The organism is Streptomyces sp. NPDC020731 (genome assembly GCF_044334705.1).
Classification (GTDB): domain Bacteria; phylum Actinomycetota; class Actinomycetes; order Streptomycetales; family Streptomycetaceae; genus Streptomyces.
Window position 1 is genome coordinate 27,589 of record NZ_JBIRTN010000006.1, and the last position, 20,203, is coordinate 47,791.

Annotated in this window: 18 protein-coding genes and 1 pseudogene; 9 read left to right on the plus strand and 10 right to left on the minus strand. The window is 73.2% G+C overall.

What is annotated here, in order from left to right:
- Positions 1–244: 244 nt before the first annotated feature.
- On the plus strand, positions 245–427 hold the full coding sequence (locus ACH4VX_RS10855; protein WP_398367023.1) for a hypothetical protein: 183 nt from the start codon (positions 245–247) through the stop codon (positions 425–427).
- Positions 428–431: 4 nt separating this feature from the next.
- Here the strand turns inward: ACH4VX_RS10855 and ACH4VX_RS10860 are convergent, their stop codons facing one another.
- The 4 genes from ACH4VX_RS10860 to ACH4VX_RS10875 all read right to left on the minus strand — a co-directional run bounded on the left by ACH4VX_RS10860 (position 432) and on the right by ACH4VX_RS10875 (position 4,189).
- Positions 432–1,817, minus strand: a complete 1,386-nt coding sequence (locus tag ACH4VX_RS10860) for a tannase/feruloyl esterase family alpha/beta hydrolase (RefSeq protein ID WP_398367024.1) — start codon at positions 1,815–1,817, stop codon at positions 432–434.
- A gap of 182 nt (positions 1,818–1,999) precedes the next feature.
- On the minus strand, positions 2,000–2,872 hold the full coding sequence (locus ACH4VX_RS10865) for a hypothetical protein (protein ID WP_398367025.1): 873 nt from the start codon (positions 2,870–2,872) through the stop codon (positions 2,000–2,002).
- A 138-nt stretch (positions 2,873–3,010) separates the two neighbouring features.
- On the minus strand, positions 3,011–3,307 hold the full coding sequence (locus tag ACH4VX_RS10870) for a hypothetical protein (RefSeq protein WP_398367327.1): 297 nt from the start codon (positions 3,305–3,307) through the stop codon (positions 3,011–3,013).
- 282 nt (positions 3,308–3,589) lie between these two features.
- Positions 3,590–4,189, minus strand: coding sequence for a class I SAM-dependent methyltransferase (locus ACH4VX_RS10875; RefSeq protein ID WP_398367026.1), 600 nt, complete (start codon positions 4,187–4,189; stop codon positions 3,590–3,592).
- Between the two features lie 150 nt (positions 4,190–4,339).
- Between ACH4VX_RS10875 and ACH4VX_RS10880 the strand changes: the two are divergent.
- The 7 genes and pseudogenes from ACH4VX_RS10880 (at position 4,340) to ACH4VX_RS10910 (ending at position 10,980) form a co-directional block, all read left to right on the plus strand.
- Positions 4,340–5,115: pseudogene (locus ACH4VX_RS10880) on the plus strand (MHYT domain-containing protein).
- 65 nt (positions 5,116–5,180) lie between these two features.
- Entirely contained in the window at positions 5,181–7,751 is a 2,571-nt protein-coding gene (locus tag ACH4VX_RS10885) for a nitrate- and nitrite sensing domain-containing protein (protein ID WP_398367027.1), read from the plus strand.
- Positions 7,748–8,185 (plus strand): roadblock/LC7 domain-containing protein, encoded by a 438-nt coding sequence (locus ACH4VX_RS10890; protein WP_398367028.1) that lies wholly within the window; start codon positions 7,748–7,750, stop codon positions 8,183–8,185. The genes ACH4VX_RS10885 and ACH4VX_RS10890 overlap by 4 nt, the downstream gene beginning before the upstream one ends.
- A 21-nt stretch (positions 8,186–8,206) precedes the next feature.
- A complete protein-coding gene (locus tag ACH4VX_RS10895) occupies positions 8,207–8,617 on the plus strand; it encodes a DUF742 domain-containing protein (protein ID WP_398367029.1) in 411 nt (136 codons plus the stop codon).
- Between the two features lie 105 nt (positions 8,618–8,722).
- A complete protein-coding gene (locus ACH4VX_RS10900; protein ID WP_398367030.1) occupies positions 8,723–9,328 on the plus strand; it encodes a GTP-binding protein in 606 nt (201 codons plus the stop codon).
- Between the two features lie 157 nt (positions 9,329–9,485).
- A complete protein-coding gene (locus ACH4VX_RS10905; protein WP_398367031.1) occupies positions 9,486–9,893 on the plus strand; it encodes a roadblock/LC7 domain-containing protein in 408 nt (135 codons plus the stop codon).
- A gap of 127 nt (positions 9,894–10,020) precedes the next feature.
- Entirely contained in the window at positions 10,021–10,980 is a 960-nt protein-coding gene (locus tag ACH4VX_RS10910; protein WP_398367032.1) for a DUF6397 family protein, read from the plus strand.
- Between the two features lies 1 nt (position 10,981).
- Here ACH4VX_RS10910 and ACH4VX_RS10915 read toward each other — a convergent pair whose 3' ends face one another.
- Positions 10,982–11,848 carry an acyl-CoA thioesterase gene (locus ACH4VX_RS10915; RefSeq protein ID WP_398367033.1) on the minus strand — a complete coding sequence of 289 codons (867 nt, stop codon included), beginning with the start codon at positions 11,846–11,848 and terminating at the stop codon, positions 10,982–10,984.
- A gap of 19 nt (positions 11,849–11,867) precedes the next feature.
- On the minus strand, positions 11,868–14,381 hold the full coding sequence (locus ACH4VX_RS10920; RefSeq protein WP_398367034.1) for a DEAD/DEAH box helicase: 2,514 nt from the start codon (positions 14,379–14,381) through the stop codon (positions 11,868–11,870).
- A 145-nt stretch (positions 14,382–14,526) separates the two neighbouring features.
- Here ACH4VX_RS10920 and ACH4VX_RS10925 point away from each other — a divergent pair, with 145 nt between their 5' ends.
- Complete coding sequence (locus ACH4VX_RS10925; protein WP_398367035.1) at positions 14,527–15,321, plus strand: metal-dependent hydrolase; 795 nt, start codon at positions 14,527–14,529, stop codon at positions 15,319–15,321.
- Positions 15,322–15,341: 20 nt separating this feature from the next.
- Here ACH4VX_RS10925 and ACH4VX_RS10930 read toward each other — a convergent pair whose 3' ends face one another.
- The 4 genes from ACH4VX_RS10930 to ACH4VX_RS10945 all read right to left on the minus strand — a co-directional run bounded on the left by ACH4VX_RS10930 (position 15,342) and on the right by ACH4VX_RS10945 (position 20,132).
- Entirely contained in the window at positions 15,342–15,596 is a 255-nt protein-coding gene (locus ACH4VX_RS10930; RefSeq protein WP_073934726.1) for a type B 50S ribosomal protein L31, read from the minus strand.
- Between the two features lie 15 nt (positions 15,597–15,611).
- Entirely contained in the window at positions 15,612–16,082 is a 471-nt protein-coding gene (locus tag ACH4VX_RS10935; protein WP_398367036.1) for a DUF5709 domain-containing protein, read from the minus strand.
- Between the two features lie 439 nt (positions 16,083–16,521).
- The gene (locus ACH4VX_RS10940; protein WP_398367037.1) at positions 16,522–18,303 is read right to left on the minus strand and encodes an ABC transporter ATP-binding protein; all 1,782 of its coding nucleotides are present in this window, start codon (positions 18,301–18,303) and stop codon (positions 16,522–16,524) included.
- Positions 18,300–20,132 carry an ABC transporter ATP-binding protein gene (locus ACH4VX_RS10945; RefSeq protein WP_398367038.1) on the minus strand — a complete coding sequence of 611 codons (1,833 nt, stop codon included), beginning with the start codon at positions 20,130–20,132 and terminating at the stop codon, positions 18,300–18,302. The genes ACH4VX_RS10940 and ACH4VX_RS10945 overlap by 4 nt, the downstream gene beginning before the upstream one ends.
- Between the last annotated feature and the right edge of the window lie 71 nt (positions 20,133–20,203).

The following is a 20,203-nucleotide window of genomic DNA, read 5'->3' on the forward strand; positions in this document are numbered from 1 at the left end:
GGGGGGGGGGGGGGGGGGGGCCGCCCGGGGGGGGGGGGGGGCGCCCCCCCCCCCCCCCCCGGGGGGGGTGGGGGCGGGGGGCGGCCCGCGCCCCCCCCCCCCCCCCCCCCCCCCCCCCCCCCACGCCTCGGAGACCTTAGGGGCGCACCTCAGGGACGTTTCAGGGTCGTGGTCCGGAACCGCCGCGGGCGCGGGCCCGTTTTCACGGCAGAGAGCGGCAATGGCCGCGAAGGAGGCGACACTCATGTCGAAGAACGCCAAGATCGCCGCGGGGGGTGTGGCGGCCGGACTCGTCCTGTTCTTCTGGCTGCCCTGGTGGGCCGCGCTTCTGATAGTCCTGGGAGTCCCGGCCGCCGCCTACCTCGCCCTGGACCCCGCGCAGCGGCGCAGGCTGCGCCGGGTCTCGCGCAAGGAGCTGGGCCGCTGAGGCGCTACGACGTCACCGCCTCACCGGAGTCCAGCGCGCAGGAGTTGACCACGTCGCCGTCCGCGGGCCTGCCGACCGTCCGGTCCGCGGGCGGCGCGACTCCGCGCTCCACCCACGCGACCAGGGCGTCGAACGCCGAGTGGTAGCAGGGCAGGATCGGCCGCAGCCGGTCCGGATGGGTGTCGTACAGCCCGTCGACGTGCGTGCCGTCCTGCACCGTGTAGTAGCGGTGCATCCGTCCGCGTCCGCTCGCCTCGACCATGCCGTCGTACACGTCGGAGTCGACGGACTTGGGCAGCAGCGCGTCCAGATCGCCGTGCAGGGTGATCATCGGCCGCCCGATCCGCCCGGTGAGCGCCACGCGCTCCACGGCACGGTGCACGGACGCGGGGCGCGAGGCGTAGTCGTAGGCGGCGTCGGACGGACACGGCGCGAGGATCTGTTCCGTCGTCGACCCGGCGGAGGGGCCGGGACAACCCGGGTCGTGGTCCGGGTCGAACTCCGTGCGGTAGATCTTCTGCGTGACCCCCCAGTAGGCCTTCTCGTGGTACGGCCACAGGAACTCGGATCCGCGTGCGAAGCCCGCCGTGTACATGTCCTCGTCGGTCGCCTTGCCGTACATCCGGGCCACCGCCACCGGAAGGGAGAGCAGCGGGTGACGCCCTTCGGCGGCCCACAGGGTGCCCTCCCAGTCCACCCCGCCGTCGTACAGTTCCGGATGGTTCTCCAACTGCCAGCGCGTGAGGTAGCCGCCGTTGGAGACGCCGGTCATGTACGTACGGCGCGGGGCGTGCCCGTAGCGCTGGGCCACCGCGCGCCGGGCGGCGCGGGTGAGCTGCGTGGTGCGCGTGTTCCACTCGGCGACGGCGTCACCGGGCCGCTTCCCGTCACGGTGGAAGTCGACGCTGCTGTTGCCCTTGTCGGTCGCCGCATAGGCGTAGCCCCGAGCCAGTACCTGGTCGGAGATCGCCTTGTCGGTCGCGTACTGCTTGCGGTTGCCGGGCGCGCCGGTGACGACCAGTCCGCCGTTCCAGCGGTCGGGCAGCCGGATCACGAACTGGGCGTCGTGCCGCCAGCCGTGGGTGTCGTTGAAGCGGGACGAGTCCGGGAAGTAGCCGTCGATCTGCACCCCGGGCACGCCGGACGGCGACCGGGTGGCCGCGGCGGTCAGCCCCGCCTGGTCGGCCATGTCGGTGTACGGCGTACCGGCCAGTCCCGCCGTGGTCAGATCGACGAGGCAGGCACTGCGCTGATGGGCGGCGCCCGGCACGCGCACACGTTCCTGGCGCGCGCAGTGACCGTCTCCGGCCGCGCCGGCCGGAGACGGAGCGGTGAGGGCGGCCGCGGCGAGGGCGGCGACGAGCAACGGAACGCCACGGGAGGGGCGCATGACGGCCTCCGAGAGGACGAGCGGCGGAAGGGGGACATGGGGTCGATCGCGGAACTGCCCCATGGTGAGGGCCCACCCTCGCCGTCATCGATGGGCTGGCGCCCTATGGAACGGCGTCCACACGTGGGGTTTCAACACACGCTAACGTCCATCACCCCTGGCCTTTTCGAAGCCACGTGTGCTCAGAGCGGCCGTACGGCCATCCGGTCGAGCGCTTCGAGCAGGCCCGGCAGCTCCGGGCCCCGGCCCACCGGCAGGACCTCGCCGGGTTCGTCGTCGAGCAGGACGAACGCGATGTCGTCCGTCCGGGCCACCAGCGACCAGCCGGGGCCGTCGGCACGCAGGGTGCGCGCGCCACCCGGGGCGAAGGACGAGCGGACCCGGCCGAGCGGCGGCGACGAGTCGACGTACGCGCGTGCCTCCACCAGCACCCGCCGGATCCCGCGGTGCCCCGGCTGCCCGTCCGGTCGGCCGCCCGCTTCCTCCGCCCGGCCGTCCTCCGCGCGCTCCTCGGCGTCGTCGGCCGCCCGGGCCGGGCCACCCGGCGCCGGGAACGCCGCGTCGTCGACCTGCTCCCGCCAGGCCGCCCACTGCAGCGCGATCTCGTCGGCGCCCAGCCGGCGCTGGGCCGGTCCCCAGGCCGCCGCGTCCGGCGGGGTCAGCCGGGGTCCGTCCGCGGCGTCCGGGCCGGGATCGTGCGGCGCGGGCACGTTCGGCGCCGCGACGGCCACCGCGAGGGGCCAGCCGGGCAGCGCGGTGACGACCGTGCGCTCGTCCGGCGACAGATCGTGCTCCATCCCGCAGTCCCAGGACGCGATCGCGACGGCGACCAGCGAGACGTCGTCGACGACCACGGTCCACCGGGCGCCCTCGCCGTCCTGGCCGAGCACCAGCCCGTACCCGTCGGCGAGGGGCGGAAGGCCGAGCGCAGCGCACGCCTCCGGGTAGTCGTCGCCCAGCACGCTCGGGAACTTCGCCGGCGTCAGCAGCGCCGCCGTGAGCACGTAGAGCGCGTCGTCCGCGGCGGCGACGGCTCCCTCGTCCGTCCCGGCCATCCCAGCCTCCCCATCGGTTCGTCCACCGGCGCGCACCCTATGCCGACCCCGAGCCGCTTGTCACGACCCCCACAGCTATGCCCGGAGCTGCAGGTTTCCGGCCGGACGGGACGAATCGACCACGCGTCGGCGGACGGTTCAGGCGGCCGGAAGACCCAGCAGTGCCCGCGCGACCGTCCCCGGAGACTCGTCCCGCTCCCGTGCGAGAGCGGTCACCGCCCGGCACGCCAGCTCGTTCACCCCGAACGACAGCGCCTCCGGCGACACCCAGCCGGCCGCCTCGTCGAGCCGGTCCTGATCGTCCTCCGCGCAGGCCGAGACGTACGCCGCGGCGGCCTCGAACAGATTGTGCGGACGCTCGGTGCGCTCGGCCCGCTCCTCCATGCGCCAACTGCCGGTCACTCTGCTCCCGATCCTCCGGATCCTTCCCCACATGCGGTCCACCTTCCCCAGCACGGTTGTCCTCACCGACCGTTCATCTCCTCCTGCTCAACCTAGAGTTGCGGCTTCGACGGCAGAAGAGGGCAGCACGGTGCGGCACTTCGAAACCTGCGCCGTTGCGCGGATCGGCCGGCTGTTCGCCGGGACGGCAGAGCTCACGGAGCGGTCCGGCAAGCGCGGCCACCGGCCGGCGGACCCGGGTGCCGCCCCCGTACCGGGACTTCGGAGCGGCCGGGTGCGGAACCCGGTCCGAGCGCCCGGCGGGTGGCCGAGTGCTCAGTCCGCACGGACGGCCAGCGCAAGGAAGCGCGTGTCCTCGTCGGCGTACGACGTCATGCGCCACCCCGAACGGGACAGCAGCGCGCGCAGATTCGGCTCCGCGCGGAGGTCGCTCGGGGTGAGCGTGCGGCCCTGCCGGGCGGCGAGCGCCACCCGGCCGACCGGATGGAACAGCGCGAGCACGCCACCCGGCCGCACCACCCGCGCGATCTCCCGGAGGTTCCCGGCCGGGTCGGGCAGATGGGCGATCAGACCTGCCGCGAACACGGCGTCCAGCGCGGACGTGCGCAGCGGCAGCGCGGCGACGTCGGTCAGCAGCAGCGCCCCGTCGCGGTCCCGCCCGGCCCGTGCCGCCTCCCGCAGCATGGCCGGGGTCAGGTCCGCGCCGAGGACCACGCCCGAGGACCCCACGGCCGCACGCAGCGGAGGCAGGGCGCGCCCGGTGCCGCAGCCCGCGTCGAGCACCCGGTCCCCCTCGCGCAGCCCGAGTCCGGCGACCGCGGCGGCGTAGGCCGGACCGTCGTCGGGGAAGCGGCGGTCCCAGTCGGCGGCACGCGCGGTGAAGAACTCCTGGACGTGTGTGTGGTCGTCGCTCATGCTCCGCATGATCCCTCACCGGGACGGGCGACGCCCTTGTGCGCACGTTCGAGCGTGACGCGGTCGTTCCGGTGCACCACCGCGTCATATTTCAGCCGTTTCCGAAACGCGTCCCCCTCGTGCGTCCGTGCCTCCTAGCGTCCCGGGGCCATGGGACACCTGGACCACGCCGCCCTGGGGGGGGCTTACCCCCCGTGCTGTCGTACGCGATGGCCTGCACCGGCGCCGCCCTCGGGCTGCGCTGCACCGTCCGCGCGCTCGCCGCCACCGGCAGCGCGCGCCGCAACTGGCTGCTCACCGCCGCCTCGGCGATCGGCACCGGCATTTGGACCATGCACTTCGTGGCGATGCTCGGATTCGCCGTCAGCGGCACCGACATCCGCTACGACGTACCGCTCACCCTCGCCAGCCTGCTCGTCGCCATGACCGTCGTCTGCGCCGGCGTGTTCGCCGTCGGTCACAGCCGCGACCGGGCCCGGGCGCTGCTGCTCGGCGGGCTCACCACCGGTCTCGGCGTCGCCAGCATGCACTACCTGGGCATGGCGGCGGTACGGCTGCACGGCGGGGTGAGCTACGACCCGGTGCTCGTCGGCCTCTCCGTCCTCATCGCCGTCGTCGCGGCCACGGCGGCACTGTGGGCGGCGCTCAACATCCAGTCACCCGTCGCGGTCACCCTCGCCTCCCTGATCATGGGCGCCGCGGTCAGCAGCATGCACTACACGGGGATGCTCGCGGTGAGCGTGCGCGTCACGCCCTCCGGGGAACCCCTGCCCGGCGCCACGGCGATGCAGTTCATCTTCCCGCTCGCCGTCGGCCTCGGGTCCTACCTCTTCATCACCTCGGCCTTCGTGGCGCTGTCGCCGACGGCCGGGGAGCGCGAGGCGTCCGCCTCGGCCCAGCGCCCGGTCGAGCACACCGCCCGCTGACCGCGCCCCGCGGTGCCGGCGTCCGGTCCGGCCCGCCCCACGCACCACTGCCGAGCGAGGAGTCCATGCGCACATCCCGGAGGACCCCGACAGCCCGCGCGAAGACGCCGCCCCCGCCTCCCGCGCGCGGTCGGCGCGCGCACGCCGGACCACCGGCCGACGAAGGCCCGCACCCCCTGGGCGCGCCGGCCCCGGACACGGCACCCACGCACGCGGGGCGCCGGTTCAGCGGCCCCCGGACCGTGCGTGCCAAGATCATCTGCCTGCTGATGGTGCCGGTCGTCTCCCTGCTCGCCCTGTGGGCGCACGCCACCGTGACCACGGCCCAGGACGTCTCCCGGCTGCGTCAGGTCCAGCGCGTGGACGCCGCGGTCCGCACCCCGGTCTCCGCCGCCGTCGCCGCCCTCCAGACCGAACGCGCGGCCGCGGTGCGCGGTGCCACCGACACCTCGGCGGTACGGCCCGAGGAACTGACGGAACTCGCGCGGCGCACCGACCGGACGGTCGCGAAACTGCGGCTGGGCGGGCACCGGACCGTGGCCGACGGCGAGGAACTGCCCCGCGCGGTGGCCGGCCGCCTCGAAGCCTTCGTCACCGCGACCGAGCGGCTGGGCCCGCTGCGGACGGCACTGCGTGAAGGCCGCGCGGGCTGGACGCGGACCTACGACCAGTACACGAGCACCATCCTCACGGCCTTCGGCGTCGGCGGCGCCCTCACCGGCATCCAGGACGCCGAACTCGGCTCCGAGGCGCGCGTGCTGCTCGAATTCTCCCGCGCGGGGGAGGCGTTGGCCCAGGAGGACGCGATCCTGGCCGGTGCCCGGTTGCACGGCGGTCTCGGCGGGGAACGGCTGCGGCTGTTCACCGGGGCCGTCGCACTGCGCCGCGCACTCACCGGCTCCGCCGTCGCCGACCTGCGCGACCCCGCCCGTACCGAGTGGAGCGCCCTCGCCGACAGCCGTGCCTACGCCGTTCTCCACACCGCCGAGGACAAGATCCTCGTCGGCGGCCCGGGCGCCGGGGCCGCCGACGAGGCCCCGCGGGACACCTGGAACACGGCGCACGCGCGCGTGCGGGACGGCATGCGGACCGTCGAGACCGCCGCGGGCACCGGTGCCGTCCACCGGGCCGACCCGTTCACCCGCGGACTGCTCACCCCGGCCGGCGCCGCCGTGCTCTTCGGCCTCGCCGCCGTCGTCGCGTCGCTCGTGATCTCCGTACGCATCGGCCGGGGTCTCGTGGTCGAGCTGGTCGGTCTGCGCAACGACGCCCTGGAGATCGCCCGCCGCAAACTCCCCGAGGCCATGCGGAAACTGCGCTCGGGCGGAGAGATCGACATCCGGGCGGAGGCCCCGTCAGGGCCGCCCGCCCAGGACGAGACCGGCCAGGTCGCCGAGGCCCTCGGCACGGTGCACCGCGCCGCGCTGCACGCCGCCGTGGAGCGCGCGGAGCTGGCCGGCGGGATCTCCGGCGTCTTCGTCAACCTCGCCCGCCGCAGCCAGATCCTCGTCCACCGGCAACTGAGCCTCCTGGACGGCATGGAACGCCGCTCCGACGATCCCGGCGAGCTGAGCGACCTCTTCCGCCTCGACCATCTCACCACCCGGATGCGGCGCCACGCGGAGAGCCTGATCATCCTCTCCGGAGCGGCACCCGGCCGCGCCTGGCGCATGCCCGTCCCGCTCACCGACGTGGTGCGCGCGGCCGTGTCCGAGGTCGAGGACTACGCGCGCGTGGAGGTACGGCAGCTCTCCGAGGTGTCCGTCGTCGGCGCGGCCGTCGCCGACCTCACCCACCTCCTCGCCGAGGTCATCGAGAACGCGGCCCAGTTCTCGCCTCCCCACACGCGCGTACGCGTCACCGGTGAACCCGTCGGCAACGGCTATGCCGTCGAGGTCGAGGACCGGGGTCTGGGCATGGGCAGGGAGACCCTCGCCGAGGCCAACCGCCGCATCACCGAGTCAGAGGCGCTCGACCTGTTCGACAGTGACCGGCTCGGCCTGTTCGTGGTCAGCAGGCTCGCCGCACGGCACGACATCAAGGTGCATCTGAGGACCTCTCCGTACGGCGGTACCACCGCGGTCGTCCTGCTCCCCACCGCCCTGCTCCCCACCGCCCTGCTCGACGACGGCGCGACGGAACACCCCGGTGGCGCGACGGCACCGAAGGCGCGGCACGAGGAACATGCCTTCGCGCGGACGCCCGACGGCGTCGCGCGCCACGAGGCCGTTCCCGCACCGGACAACCGGCCCGCCCTGGTGGCTCCGGTCACCGACACGGCGGACGGCACCCTCGCCATGGCGGACACCGGCAACGGCCTGCCGGACCGCACCACCGACATCGCGCGGGACACCGCCGTGAACCGACCCCCGGGAGTCGCCGCCTTGCGACCGCACCGTCCGGAGGAACCCGCCGGCTCCGACGACCTCCCACGCCGCGTACGGCAGGCCAGCCTCGCCCCCCAACTGCGCGACGGCCGTCGGGAGACGCCCGCGCACGCGCGGCACGACGGCCGGGACGACCGCACCCCCGAACTCGTACGGGACCGCATGGCGGCCTACCGCGACGGCTGGGCGCGCGGCGGCGGCCGGCCCTCCGGCCCCGCGAAGCACAGCACCGAAGGAGACCCCGCATGATCCAGGAACCGAGCACGAGGACCGGACGGCGATCCGGCGAACCCGACTGGCTGCTCGACGACATGGTGCTCCGCGTCGGCGACGTCCGGCACGCCGTGGTGCTCTCCGACGACGGACTCGCCGTCGGCGCCTCCGGCGGCCTCGGACGCGAGGACGCCGAGCACCTCGCGGCGGTCGCCTCCGGCTTCCACAGCCTCGCCAAGGGCGCGGGCCGGCACTTCGGGGCCGGTGGAGTGCGCCAGACGATGGTCGAGATGGACGACGGCTTCCTGTTCGTCGCCGCCGCCGGGGACGGCACCTGTCTCGCCCTCCTGACCGCCGTGACCGCCGACATCGGCCTGGTGGCCTACGAGATGGCACGACTGGTCAAACGCGTCGGCGAGCACCTCCACACCCCGCCGCGCGCCGACGGGCGGCCACCGGCCGCCGGATGAGACGGGAAGCGGTCCGAACAGATGACCGAGGACATGACGGGCGTCCCGCGCGCGGAGGACAGCCGGTGGTACGACCACGAGGCCGGGCCCCTGGTCCGGCCGTACGCCATGACCGGCGGACGCACCAGGCCCGGCCCCGGCGGGGTGCGGTTCGACCTGATCGCCCTCGTCACCCTGGACCGGGTCGCGCCCGGCACCGACGACCCGGCACTCGGTCCCGAACACCGTACCCTGATCGACCTGTGCCGCCCGGAGACGCAGTCGGTCGCCGAACTCGCCGCGGGCGCGGACCTGCCCGTCGGCGTGGTCCGGGTGCTCCTCGGCGACCTGCTGGAGCGCGGCCGCGTCACCGTCAGCCGCCCCGTACCGCCCGCCCCCCTGCCCGATGAGCGCGTTCTCCGCGAGGTGATCGAGGGGCTGAGGGCCCTGTAGGCGACACCGCGCCCCGGCCGGGAGGCCGCGCGGCGACGCCTCCCGGGCCCGCGGCACACCCGTATCCCCGCCGACCGCGGCCGGCACTCCAGAGAGAAGTGATCGATGGTCCCTGAACACTCCGACGCCCCCGGCGACGAGACGGCCGCGCTGGCGCTGAAGGTACTGGTCGCCGGTGGATTCGGCGTGGGCAAGACCACCCTGGTGGGCGCGGTCAGCGAGATCCGGCCGCTGCGCACCGAGGAACTGCTCAGCGAAGCCGGTCGGTCGGTGGACGACACCGACGGCGTGGACCGGAAGGTCACCACGACCGTCGCCATGGACTTCGGGCGCATCACCATCCGCTCGGGACTCTCCCTGTACCTCTTCGGCACCCCGGGGCAGGACCGCTTCTGGTTCCTGTGGGACGAGCTGGCGCAGGGCGCCCTGGGCGCGGTGGTCCTCGCGGACACCCGGCGCCTGGAGGACTGCTTCCCCGCGGTGGACTACTTCGAGCACCGGCGGATCCCGTTCGTCGTCGCCGTCAACTGCTTCGCGGGAGCCCGGCGCCACGACACGGGGGACGTCTGCCGTGCGCTCGACCTGGACGCCGGAACGCCCGTCGTGCTGTGCGACGCACGCGAGCGCGACTCGGGGAAGGAGGTGCTGATCCGGCTCGTCGAGTACGCCGGCCGTATGTACACCGCCCGGCTGCTCGACTCGGTGGGATGACCGCGGGATCCGGGCTCGCGCCACTGTTCCTCGGTCATCTTCCGCCCCTTGGCTCCCGTCCTCCTTGCCCGGTGCCCGGTCGTGGGGAAGGCTGGCGCGAGGGCCCTCCCGCCAGGAGGGAACGGCACACGGGGCAGACCACGGGGAGATACACGACATGGCGCAGAACCGGGGACTCGACTGGCTGCTGGACGACCTGACCCAACGCGTCGAACACGTACGGCACGCGCTGATCCTGTCCAACGACGGGCTGGTGACGGGCGCGAGCACGGGGCTGCGGCGCGAGGACGCGGAGCACCTCGCCGCCGTCTCGTCCGGACTGCACAGCCTGGCCAAGGGTTCGGGACGGCACTTCGGCGCGGGCGGGGTACGCCAGACGATGATCGAGTTCGACGACGCGGTGCTCTTCGTCACCGCGGCGGGCACCGGCAGTTGTCTGTGCGTACTCAGCGGGGCGGAGGCCGACATCGGCCAGATCGCGTACGAGATGACCTTGCTGGTCAACCGGGTCGGCGAACATCTGGACGTGGACGCCCGCCGACCGGAACCCGACACAGGCCTCTGACCTGCGGGTTCGTCTTCCGCTGTGAAGTTATCCACAGGGTCGCCACGGAGCGTGACAAAGCGGCTACGGTTTTTCCGAGCGGGCGCACCCGGCGCCGACCGCCCACACTCCACGGGGGAAGACGAACATGCCCGGACAGCACACCGTCGCGTACGACATCACCGTGCACGACGCCACCGCCACCACCGAGCGGCCCACGGCGGCACGGGAGGTCCGGGTCGGCCCGGGACGCGCGGCCCGTGAACTCGGCCTCAAGGGCACCGAGTTCGACCTCGCCGTGCAACTCGGGCGGATCCGTACGATCCCCGACGGCGACGGCGACGGCGACGGCGACGGCGACGGAGAGGGCAGGCGGGTGGACCGGGCAGAGATCGAGCGGCTCCGCGCCGGGCCGGGGTTTCCGGAGGCCCTGCGCCGGAGCGTGCAGGCCGTGGGCGCCACGGAGGGCGCCGCCCTCATCGACGTGACGAAGACCCGTTTCACCCGCCTCGCGAGGCTGGGACTGCTGGTGCCCGTGAAGTTCTACCTGAACCGCTACCGCGCCGTGGTCTGGCTCTATCTGGCCGAGGAGCTGAGGCTGTTCGCGGCCGACGACAGGAACACGCCCCTGCTGACGGGGCGCATGCCCGAGAGTCTCAGGAACCGGCTCGACACCGGCACCGACCTGCGCCCGCGCAACTGGCGCACCCGGCAACTGGGCTTCATGCTCCGCCGGGCCGACGACCCCTGGGCGCGCGCCGGGGCCGTGGCGTCGCTGCTCGGCCCGCTGCACGTGTCACAGGCCGTCCCGGATCCCTACGACCGTTCCCACCTCAACCGGTTCCGCCGGCTGCCACCGTTTCGCGGCGCGCCCGGCTCACCGGCCGCGGACCTGGCGGAAGAGCTCATGACCGCTCAGGACCCGGACGAGATCGCCTGGCTGCAGACCGATCTGACCCGGCTGACGGAGGAGGCGCGGGCACACCGGCCGGCGCCCCGTCCCGCTCCCCGCCGCCCCGGACCGGCTGGGCGGACACAGGAAGCCGTCGAGCCGGTACACGGGACGTCCCGCGGCCTGCTGGGCCGGTGGTGGCGCGGAAACCGGTGACCTACAGCACCCGGAACAACCCCTCCTGGACGACGGAGACCAGCATCCGGCCCTCCAGGTCGTAGATCCGGCCGCGGGCCAGCCCTCGCCCGCCCGTGGCGATCGGCGACTCCTGGTCGTACAGGAACCACTCGTCGGCGCGGAACGGACGGTGGAACCACATGGCGTGGTCCAACGACGCCATGTCGAAGCCGCGCGGCCCCCACAGCGGCTCCACCGGAATCCGCACGGCGTCCAGGAGGGTCATGTCACTGGCGTACGTCAGGGCACAGGTGTGCACCAGCGGATCGTCACCGAGCGGGCCGACCGCGCGCATCCACACCGCGCTGCGCGGTTCGGCGCCCTTGACGTCGTCGGCACCCCAGCGCAGCCGGTCCACATAGCGGATGTCGAAGGGCTGGCGGCGCGCCATCCGCTCCAACTGCTCCGGCAGCGCGCCCAGATGCTCACGGATCTCGTCCGTCACCGTCGGCAGCGACTCGGGGTCCGGCACCTCGCGGGCCGGCGGCAGCTGGTGTTCGAAACTCCCCTGTTCAGGCTTGTGGAAGGAGGCGGTCAGATTGAAGATCGTGCGGCCCTGCTGCACCGCGGTGACCCGGCGGGTCGTGAACGACCGGCCGTCCCGCACCCGTTCGACCTGGTACACGATCGGCACCCCGGGTCTGCCCGGACGAAGGAAGTACGCGTGCAGGGAGTGCACGGGACGGTCGCCCTCCGTGGTGCGGCCGGCGGCGACCAGGGCCTGGCCGGCCACCTGGCCGCCGAAGACCCGCTGGAGGGACTCCTGCGGGCTGCGGCCGCGGAATATGTTGACCTCGATCTGCTCCAGGTCGAGCAGGGCGACGAGGCTCTCGGCCGGATTCGTCATGGGTGGGGTTCTCCTGTGCTCACAACTGGCCGACATCGGTGACCCGGACGACCGCACGGCCCTCCGCGTCGGAGGCGGTGAGGTCGACCTCGGCGCTGATGCCCCAGTCGTGGTCGCCGCTGGGGTCGTTGAAGATCTGCCGGACCCGCCACAGCCCGTTCTGCGGCTCCTCCTCGATCAGCAACAGCTTCGGCCCGCGGGCGTCGGGACCGGTGCCGAGCTCCTCGTACTCGTCCCAGTACTTGTCCATCGCCTCGCCCCAGGCATCCGCGTCCCAGCCGCCCTCGGCGTCCAGCTTGCCCAGCTCGTCCACCCGGTCGAGGGCGGCGAGTTCGACCCGGCGGAACATGGCGTTGCGGACCAGGACGCGGAAGGCCCGCGCGTTGGCGGTGACCGGCTTGACCTGGTCGGCCCTCTCCTGCGCCTCCTCGGCGGTCATCTCCTCCGGGTTGGCCAGCTGCTCCCACTCGTCCAGCAGGCTGGAGTCGACCTGGCGCACCGTCTCGCCCAGCCAGGCGATCAGATCCTCCAGGTCCTCCGACTTCAGGTCGTCCGGGACGGTGTGCTCCAGCGCCTTGTAGGCGCTCGCGAGGTAGCGCAGCACGATGCCCTCGGTGCGGGCCAGCTCGTAGTGGGACACCAACTCGGTGAACGACATCGCCCGCTCGTACATGTCCCGGATCACGGACTTCGGCGACAACGGATGGTCACCGACCCAGGGATGGCTCTTGCGGTAGGTGTTGTACGCGTGGAAGAGCAGCTCCTCCAGAGGCTTCGGGTAGGTGATGTCCTGGAGCCGCTCCATGCGCTCCTCGTACTCCACACCGTCGGCCTTCATCGCGGCGACCGCCTCGCCGCGCGCCTTGTTCTGCTGGGCGGCGAGGATCTGACGCGGATCGTCCAGCGTGGACTCCACGACGGACACCATGTCCAGCGCGTACGACGGCGACTCGGGGTCCAGCAGCTCGAACGCGGCCAGCGCGAACGTGGACAGCGGCTGGTTCAGCGCGAAGTCCTGCTGCAGGTCCACGGTGAGGCGGACGGTCCGGCCCTCGGCGTCCGGCCGGTCGAGCTTCTCGACGATGCCGCCGTCCAGCAGCGAGCGGTAGATGGCGATCGCCCGCCGGATGTGACGCAGCTGCTGCTTGCGCGGCTCGTGGTTGTCCTCCAGCAGCCGTCGCATCGCCTCGAAGGCATTGCCGGGCCGGGCGATCACCGACAGCAGCATGGTGTGCGTGACCCGGAAGCGGGAGGCCAGCGGCTCCGGCTCGGAGACGATGAGCTTCTCGAAGGTCTGCTCGCTCCAGGCGACGAAGCCCTCGGGTGCCTTCTTGCGCACCACCTTGCGGCGCTTCTTCGGGTCGTCACCGGCCTTGGCCAGCGCCTTCTCGTTCTCGACGACGTGCTCGGGGGCCTGGGCCACCACGAAGCCCTCGGTGTCGAAGCCGGCGCGTCCGGCACGGCCCGCGATCTGGTGGAACTCACGGGCCCGCAGCGTGCGCACGCGGTTGCCGTCGTACTTGGTCAGGGCCGTGAACAGCACCGTGCGGATGGGGACGTTGACGCCCACACCGAGGGTGTCGGTGCCGCAGATGACCTTCAGCAGACCCGCCTGCGCGAGCTTCTCCACCAGCCGCCGGTACTTGGGCAGCATGCCGGCGTGATGCACACCGATGCCGTGCCGGACGTAGCGGGACAGATTGCGGCCGAACTGGGTGGTGAAGCGGAAGTTGCCGATCAGTTCGGCGATCCGGTCCTTCTCCTCGCGCGTGCACATGTTGATGCTCATCAGCGCCTGCGCCCGCTCCACCGCCTGCGCCTGCGTGAAGTGCACGATGTAGACCGGCGCCTGCCGGGCCTCGAGCAGATCGGTGAGCGTCTCGGTGAGCGGCGTGTACCGGTACTCGTAGGACAGTGGCACGGGCCGGGTCGCCGAGCGGACCACGGCGGTGGGGCGGCCGGTGCGGCGGGTGAGGTCCTTCTCGAAGAAGGAGACGTCGCCGAGCGTCGCCGACATCAGCACGAACTGCGCCTGCGGAAGCTCGAGGATCGGGATCTGCCAGGCCCAGCCGCGATCCCCTTCCGCGTAGAAGTGGAACTCGTCCATCACGACCTGGCCCACATCGGCGTCCTTGCCGTCGCGCAGCGCGATCGACGCCAGTACCTCGGCGGTGCAGCAGATGACCGGGGCGTCTGCGTTGACGGACGCGTCGCCGGTGAGCATGCCGACGTTCTCCGTGCCGAAGATCTTGCACAGTTCGAAGAACTTCTCCGACACCAGCGCCTTGATGGGCGCCGTGTAGAAGGTGACCTCGTCGCGTGCCAGGGCGGCGAGGTGGGCGCCCGCCGCGATCATGCTCTTGCCGGAACCCGTGGGCGTCGACACGATCACGTTCGCCCCGGAGACCACCTCGATCAGCGCCTCCTCCTGGTGCGGGTAGAGCGTGAGACCGCGCTCCTGGGCCCACGACTCGAAGGCTTCGTAGAGGGCGTCGGGGTCGGCGGTCGGCGGCAGCTGATCGATGAGGGTCACGCCCCCATCTTGCCTGCCCGCCCGGCCGATGAGGGAATCGGCTGCGGGCGGGAAGATCACGAGCGCTACGCTGTGTCGCCGGCGGAGGGCCGACGCACCCGGTCGACCGGCCGGCGGCGAACGAGGAATGGGGCGGGGAACGGCGATGATGGGACCAGCACACTCACTGTCGGGCGCCGCGGCCTGGCTCGGGGTCGGCGCGGCGACGGCCGCGGCCGGACACCCCATGCCCTGGCCGGTGCTGCTGGTCGGCGCGCTGATCTGCGCCGGCGCCGCGCTCGCCCCCGACCTGGACCACAAGGCGGCCACCATCTCGCGGGCCTTCGGACCCCTGTCCCGTTGGCTGTGCGAGATCGTCGACAAGCTGTCCTACGCCGTCTACAAGGCCACCAGGAAGCAGGGCGACCCACGTCGCTCCGGCGGGCACCGCACGCTCACGCACACCTGGCTGTGGGCGGTGCTGATCGGTGCCGGCGCCGCGGCCCTGGCGATCACGGGCGGCCGCTGGGCGGTGCTGGTCATCCTCTTCGTGCACATGGTGCTGGCCATCGAGGGCCTGCTGTGGCGGGCGACGCGAGGCTCCAGCAGCGATGTCCTGGTGTGGCTGCTGGCGGCGACCAGCGCCTGGATCCTCGCCGGCGTCCTGGACGAACCGGGCCACGGCTCCGACTGGCTGTTCACCGCGCCGGGCCAGGAGTACCTGTGGCTGGGGCTGCCGATCGTGCTGGGCGCGCTGGTGCACGACATCGGGGACGCGCTGACCGTCTCCGGCTGCCCGATCCTGTGGCCGATACCGGTGGGCCGCAAGCGCTGGTACCCGATCGGCCCGCCGAAGGCGATGCGGTTCCGGGCGGGCAGCTGGGTGGAGCTGAAGGTGCTCATGCCCGTATTCATGCTGCTGGGCGGGGTGGGCTGTGCGGCGGCGCTCAACGTGATCTGAAGGACGAGCCGGTCCGGGACTCAGCCGGAACCCTCACCGCCGTACCGGCGCTCGAAGCGGGCGACACGGCCCTCCGTGTCCACGGTCCGGGCCCTGCCCGTGTAGAACGGGTGGCTCTCCGAGGAGATCTCCACCTCCACCACCGGGTAGGTCTCGCCGTCGTCCCACTCGATGGTCCGGTCGCTGGTCGCGGTGGACCGGGTGAGGAAGGCGTAACCGGCGGCACGGTCACGGAAGACGACCGGGTGGTAGTCGGGGTGCTTGTCCTGCTGCATGAGTGCTCCTCGGGGTCAGCCCGGCAGGTTGTCCTCGTCGACGACGTGCATCGCGGCCTCTTCGGCGGAGGCGGCCGCGCCGTCGATGCCGACGTCCATGGCGACCAGGGCCTCCTCCTCGTCCTCGTGCGCCCCTTCGTCGGGGGCCACGAGCCGGCCCGAGCGCGCGGCGCCCACCTCGTCGTCCAGGAGTTCCCCGTCGGTGCCCGAGGAATCACCGATGCCGTCGCCGTCGCCGTCGGCGAGATCGGGCAGTTCCTCGGCGAGACGCTGGTCCAGCGTCTCGCCCTCGTGGCGCTCCGCCGCCGTCACGCCGTAGTGCTCCACGGCCCAGGGCCGTTCCGGAGGGGACCAGCCCCGGTCGAGGGGGTCGGCGACGCCGTCGTTCTCCAGAGTGTCCTCGGCGTCGAGCAGTCCGGCGTCGTCCTGAATCTCGGACGCGTCGGGCTGGTAGACGTCGTCTCCCCAACCGTCGGCGCTGTTCACGGGTACCTCCAGAGGGTGGGGGCGGGCCCGTTCCCACCGCGGCCCGCGCTGGGCCGCCGGTACGAGGCACTGGCGCCTCCGGTGCCCGGTCCGCCGGGCCCCCGGGTGCTCCCCGAGCCGGTGCCTGACTCCAGCCTTCCACCGGAACTCCCCACCGCGCAACGGCACACCACCGGCGGGCGGCGCGCCCGGGGCCCTCACCCCGCCCCGCCCGGCACCCCCGCCGGTGCCCCGGAACCGTCCCCCGGCCCGCGGACCCGCACGGGTCCGGTCGCCGGCGAGGGCCGCGTTCCCCGGCCCCACCGCTGCTGGAGGCGCCGCATGTCCCGGTCCGGCGCCACCGGCCCGGGCAGCGGGATTCCGGACCGGCCCGAGGTCACCCCGGCAGGCCCGAGGGGACCTCACCCGCAGGCCCGCCCCCCGCCGGGGCGGTGCGGGTTCAGCCGTGCCAGGAGCGCCACAGCGCCGCGTACGCTCCGTCCGCCGCGACCAGGTCGTCGTGGCTGCCCAGTTCGCTGATGCGGCCGTCCTCCACGACGGCGATGACGTCCGCGTCATGGGCGGTGTGCAGGCGGTGGGCGATGGCGACGACGGTCCTGCCGTCCAGGACACGGGCCAGGGAGCGTTCCAGGTGCCGCGCCGCGCGCGGGTCGAGCAGCGAGGTCGCCTCGTCCAGGACCAGCGTGTGCGGGTCGGCCAGCACCAGCCGGGCCAGCGCGATCTGCTGGGCCTGGGCCGGGGTGAGCGCGAATCCGCCGGAACCGACCTCGGTGTCCAGACCCTCGTAGAGCGCACGGGCCCAGCCGTCCGCGTCGACCGCCCCGAGCGCCGCCCACAGTTCGGCGTCCGCCGCGTTCGTCCTGGCGAGCCGCAGATTGTCGCGCAGGGAGCCCACGAAGACGTGATGCTCCTGGTTGACCAGGGCCACATGCTCCCGGACCCGTTCCGCGGTCATCCGCGACAGCTCGGCGTCACCCAGGGCGACCCGCCCGACCCGGGGCGCGTAGATCCCGGCGAGCAGCCGGCCCAGGGTGGACTTGCCCGCGCCCGAGGGGCCGACCAGCGCCAGCCTGGTCCCGGGAGCGACCTCGAGGGTCACCTCGCGCAGCACGTCCACGCCCTCCCGGTAGCCGAAGTGCACCCGGTCCGCGTGCACCCGGCGCCCGTCGGGGGCGAGCGCGGCGTCACCGGCGTCGGGCTCGATGTCCCGGACCCCGACCAGCCGGGCCAGCGACACCTGCGCCACCTGCAGCTCGTCGTACCAGCGCAGGATCAGCCCCACCGGGTCGACGAGCATCTGCGCGATCAGCGCGCCCGTGGTCAGCTGGCCGACACCGATCCAGCCCTGCAGGACGAACACCCCGCCGATCATCAGCACCGAGCCGAGCACGGTCACATGGGTGATGTTGATGACGGGGACGAGCACCGACCGCAGCCAGAGCGTGTAGCGCTCCCAGGCCGTCCACTCCCCGACCCGCTGGTCGGACAGGGCGATGCGACGCTCGCCGAGGCGGTGCGCCTCCACGGTCCGCCCCGCGTCCACGGTCTCGGCGAGCGAGGCGGCCACGGCGGCGTACCCGGCGGCCTCCGAGCGGTAGCCGGCCGGCGCCCGCCGGAAGTACCAGCGGCAGACGACCACCAGCAGGGGCACGGCGACCAGCACGGCCGGAGCCAGCTCGGGCGCCGTGACGACCAGTCCGCCCAGCAGCAGCGCCGCCCACACCACGCCGATGGCCAGCTGGGGCACGGCCTCGCGCATCGCGTTGCCGAGCCGGTCGATGTCGGTCGTGATCCGCGACAGCAGATCACCCGTGCCCGCCCGTTCCAGCACACCCGGCGGCAGCCCGACCGACCGCACCAGGAAGTCCTCGCGCAGATCGGCCAGCATCCGCTCACCGAGCATCGCCCCGCGCAGCCGTACCTGCCGGACGAACGCCGCCTGGACGGCCAGCGCGAGCACGAACAGCGTGACCGTGAGCCCCAGATGCAGCTCCCGCTCCCGGTCCGAGACCCGTTCCACGAGTCCGCCCAGCAGGTACGGGCCCACCATCGAGGCGACCACGGCGACCGTGTTCACGGTGATCAGCAGCAGGAAGGCCCGGCGGTGCCTGCGCAGCAGCTCACCCACGTAGGCGCGGACGGTCGCGGGCGCACCCACGGGCAGTGTGCCGGCCGCGGTCGGGGCCGCCGGGTCGTAGGCCGGTGGCGCCACGCCGATCATGCTGTCTCCTCGATCTCTTCCAGCTGTTCCAGTCCGCGCAGTACCTCGTCCTCGCGCAGAACGCCGTCCTTGTCCAGGACCTCCGTCGGCGCGGCCTCGTCCTCGGTCTCGCGCGTCACCACGGCCCGGTACCGGGACTCGGTGCGCACCAGTTCGCGATGGTCACCGACCGCCGCGACGGTGCCGTCGTGCAGGAACACCACCCGGTCGGCGCGGTCCAGCAGCAGCGGGGACGAGGTGAACACCACGGTGGTGCGCCGCGCACGCAGGTCACGCACGCCGTGGGCGACACGGGCCTCGGTGTGCGAGTCGACGGCCGAGGTCGGCTCGTCCAGGACGAGCACCTCCGGGTCCGTGACGAGCGACCGGGCCAGCGCGAGCCGCTGGCGCTGCCCGCCGGACAGGGACCGTCCGCGCTCGGTGATCCGCGCGTCCATCGGGTCCGCGGCGTCCAGCGAGCCCTGCACCAGCGCCGCCAGCACGTCCCCGCACTGCGCGGCGTCCAGCGCGTCGCGCGGATCGACCGCACCGGACGCCGGCACGTCGAGCAGCTCGCGCAGGGTACCGGAGAGCAGCACCGGATCCTTGTCCTGCACGAGGACGGCACGGCGGGCGGAGTCCAGCGGCAGTTCGTCGAGCGGCACCCCGCCGAGCAGCACCGAGGCGCCCTGCTCGGAGGCGTGTCCGCCGAGCCGCTCGGCCAGCCGTCCCGCCGCGTCCGGGTCCCCGCACACCACGGCGGTGAGCCGGCCCGCGGGGGCGAGCAGACCGGTCGCCGGGTCGTACAGGTCACCGGACGGGTTCTCGGCGCCGCGCGACCCCGCGGTGTCCGTGGCCCGCTCCAGCGACAGCACACGCGAGGCCCGCTTCGCCGAGGGACGCGAGAAGGAGTACGCCATCGCGATCTCCTCGAAGTGCCGCAGTGGGTAGGTGAGCACCATGACCGAGCTGTAGACGGTGACCAGTTCGCCGACGGCGATCCGGCCCTCGCGGGCGAGATGGACGCCGTACCAGACCACCGTGATCAGCAGGATCCCCGGCAGCAGCACCTGGATCGTGGCGATCAGGGCCCACATCCTGGCGCTGCGCACGGCGGCGTGGCGGACCTCCTGGGAGGCGCGGCGGTAGCGGTCGAGGAAGAGCTCCTCGCCGCCGATGCCGCGCAGTACGCGCAGCCCGGCGACGGTGTCCGAGGCGAGCTCGGTGGCCCGGCCGGCCTTCTCGCGCTGGACGTCCGCCCGCCGGGTGGCGCGGGGCAGCAGCGGCAGCACCGCGATCGCCAGCACCGGCAGTCCCGCGGCGACGACGACCCCCAGCGCCGGCTGGTAGACGACCAGGCCGACGCAGACCAGCACGATGGTGACCGCCGCCGCGGTGAACCGTGACAGGGCCTCCACGAACCACCCGATCTTCTCGACGTCGCCGGTGGAGACCGCCACGACCTCCCCGGCGGCGACCCGTCGGGTCAGCGCGGAGCCCAGCGTCGCCGCCTTGCGGGCCAGCAGCTGCTGGACACGGGCCGCCGCGGTGATCCAGTTGGTGACGGCGGCGCGGTGCAGGAAGGTGTCACCGATCGCGTTGCCCACGCAGGCCAGCGCCATCAGGCCGCCGGCCAGCGCGAGCCGGCCGCCGGAGCGGTCGACCGCGGCCTGGACGGCGACACCGACGCAGAACGGCAGCGAGGCGACGGAGGCGAAGTGCAGCAGGCCCCAGGCCAGCGACTTGAGCTGCCCGGACAGTTGATTCCGGAAGAGCCACCACAGGAATCGGGGACCCGAGCGGGCGTCGGGCACCCCCGGGTCGGGAAACGGAAGGTCTTGAATCTGCATGACGTCCCAGTGGCTCGGATCAGGGGGCGGTGGAAACGGGAGAAAGCCGGAGGAGGCGTGGGCATGGCTGG

Excerpts from the sequence above, each read along its gene's own strand:
- ACH4VX_RS10855 (WP_398367023.1), top strand. The coding sequence starts at position 245 with ATGTCGAAGAACGCCAAGATCGCCGCGGGGGGTGTGGCGGCCGGACTC.
- ACH4VX_RS10860 (WP_398367024.1), bottom strand. The coding sequence starts at position 1,817 with ATGCGCCCCTCCCGTGGCGTTCCGTTGCTCGTCGCCGCCCTCGCCGCG.
- ACH4VX_RS10865 (WP_398367025.1), bottom strand. The coding sequence starts at position 2,872 with ATGGCCGGGACGGACGAGGGAGCCGTCGCCGCCGCGGACGACGCGCTC.
- ACH4VX_RS10870 (WP_398367327.1), bottom strand. The coding sequence starts at position 3,307 with ATGTGGGGAAGGATCCGGAGGATCGGGAGCAGAGTGACCGGCAGTTGG.
- ACH4VX_RS10875 (WP_398367026.1), bottom strand. The coding sequence starts at position 4,189 with ATGAGCGACGACCACACACACGTCCAGGAGTTCTTCACCGCGCGTGCC.
- ACH4VX_RS10885 (WP_398367027.1), top strand. The coding sequence starts at position 5,181 with ATGCGCACATCCCGGAGGACCCCGACAGCCCGCGCGAAGACGCCGCCC.
- ACH4VX_RS10890 (WP_398367028.1), top strand. The coding sequence starts at position 7,748 with ATGATCCAGGAACCGAGCACGAGGACCGGACGGCGATCCGGCGAACCC.
- ACH4VX_RS10895 (WP_398367029.1), top strand. The coding sequence starts at position 8,207 with ATGACCGAGGACATGACGGGCGTCCCGCGCGCGGAGGACAGCCGGTGG.
- ACH4VX_RS10900 (WP_398367030.1), top strand. The coding sequence starts at position 8,723 with ATGGTCCCTGAACACTCCGACGCCCCCGGCGACGAGACGGCCGCGCTG.
- ACH4VX_RS10905 (WP_398367031.1), top strand. The coding sequence starts at position 9,486 with ATGGCGCAGAACCGGGGACTCGACTGGCTGCTGGACGACCTGACCCAA.
- ACH4VX_RS10910 (WP_398367032.1), top strand. The coding sequence starts at position 10,021 with ATGCCCGGACAGCACACCGTCGCGTACGACATCACCGTGCACGACGCC.
- ACH4VX_RS10915 (WP_398367033.1), bottom strand. The coding sequence starts at position 11,848 with ATGACGAATCCGGCCGAGAGCCTCGTCGCCCTGCTCGACCTGGAGCAG.
- ACH4VX_RS10925 (WP_398367035.1), top strand. The coding sequence starts at position 14,527 with ATGATGGGACCAGCACACTCACTGTCGGGCGCCGCGGCCTGGCTCGGG.
- ACH4VX_RS10930 (WP_073934726.1), bottom strand. The coding sequence starts at position 15,596 with ATGCAGCAGGACAAGCACCCCGACTACCACCCGGTCGTCTTCCGTGAC.
- ACH4VX_RS10940 (WP_398367037.1), bottom strand. The coding sequence starts at position 18,303 with ATGATCGGCGTGGCGCCACCGGCCTACGACCCGGCGGCCCCGACCGCG.
- ACH4VX_RS10945 (WP_398367038.1), bottom strand. The coding sequence starts at position 20,132 with ATGCAGATTCAAGACCTTCCGTTTCCCGACCCGGGGGTGCCCGACGCC.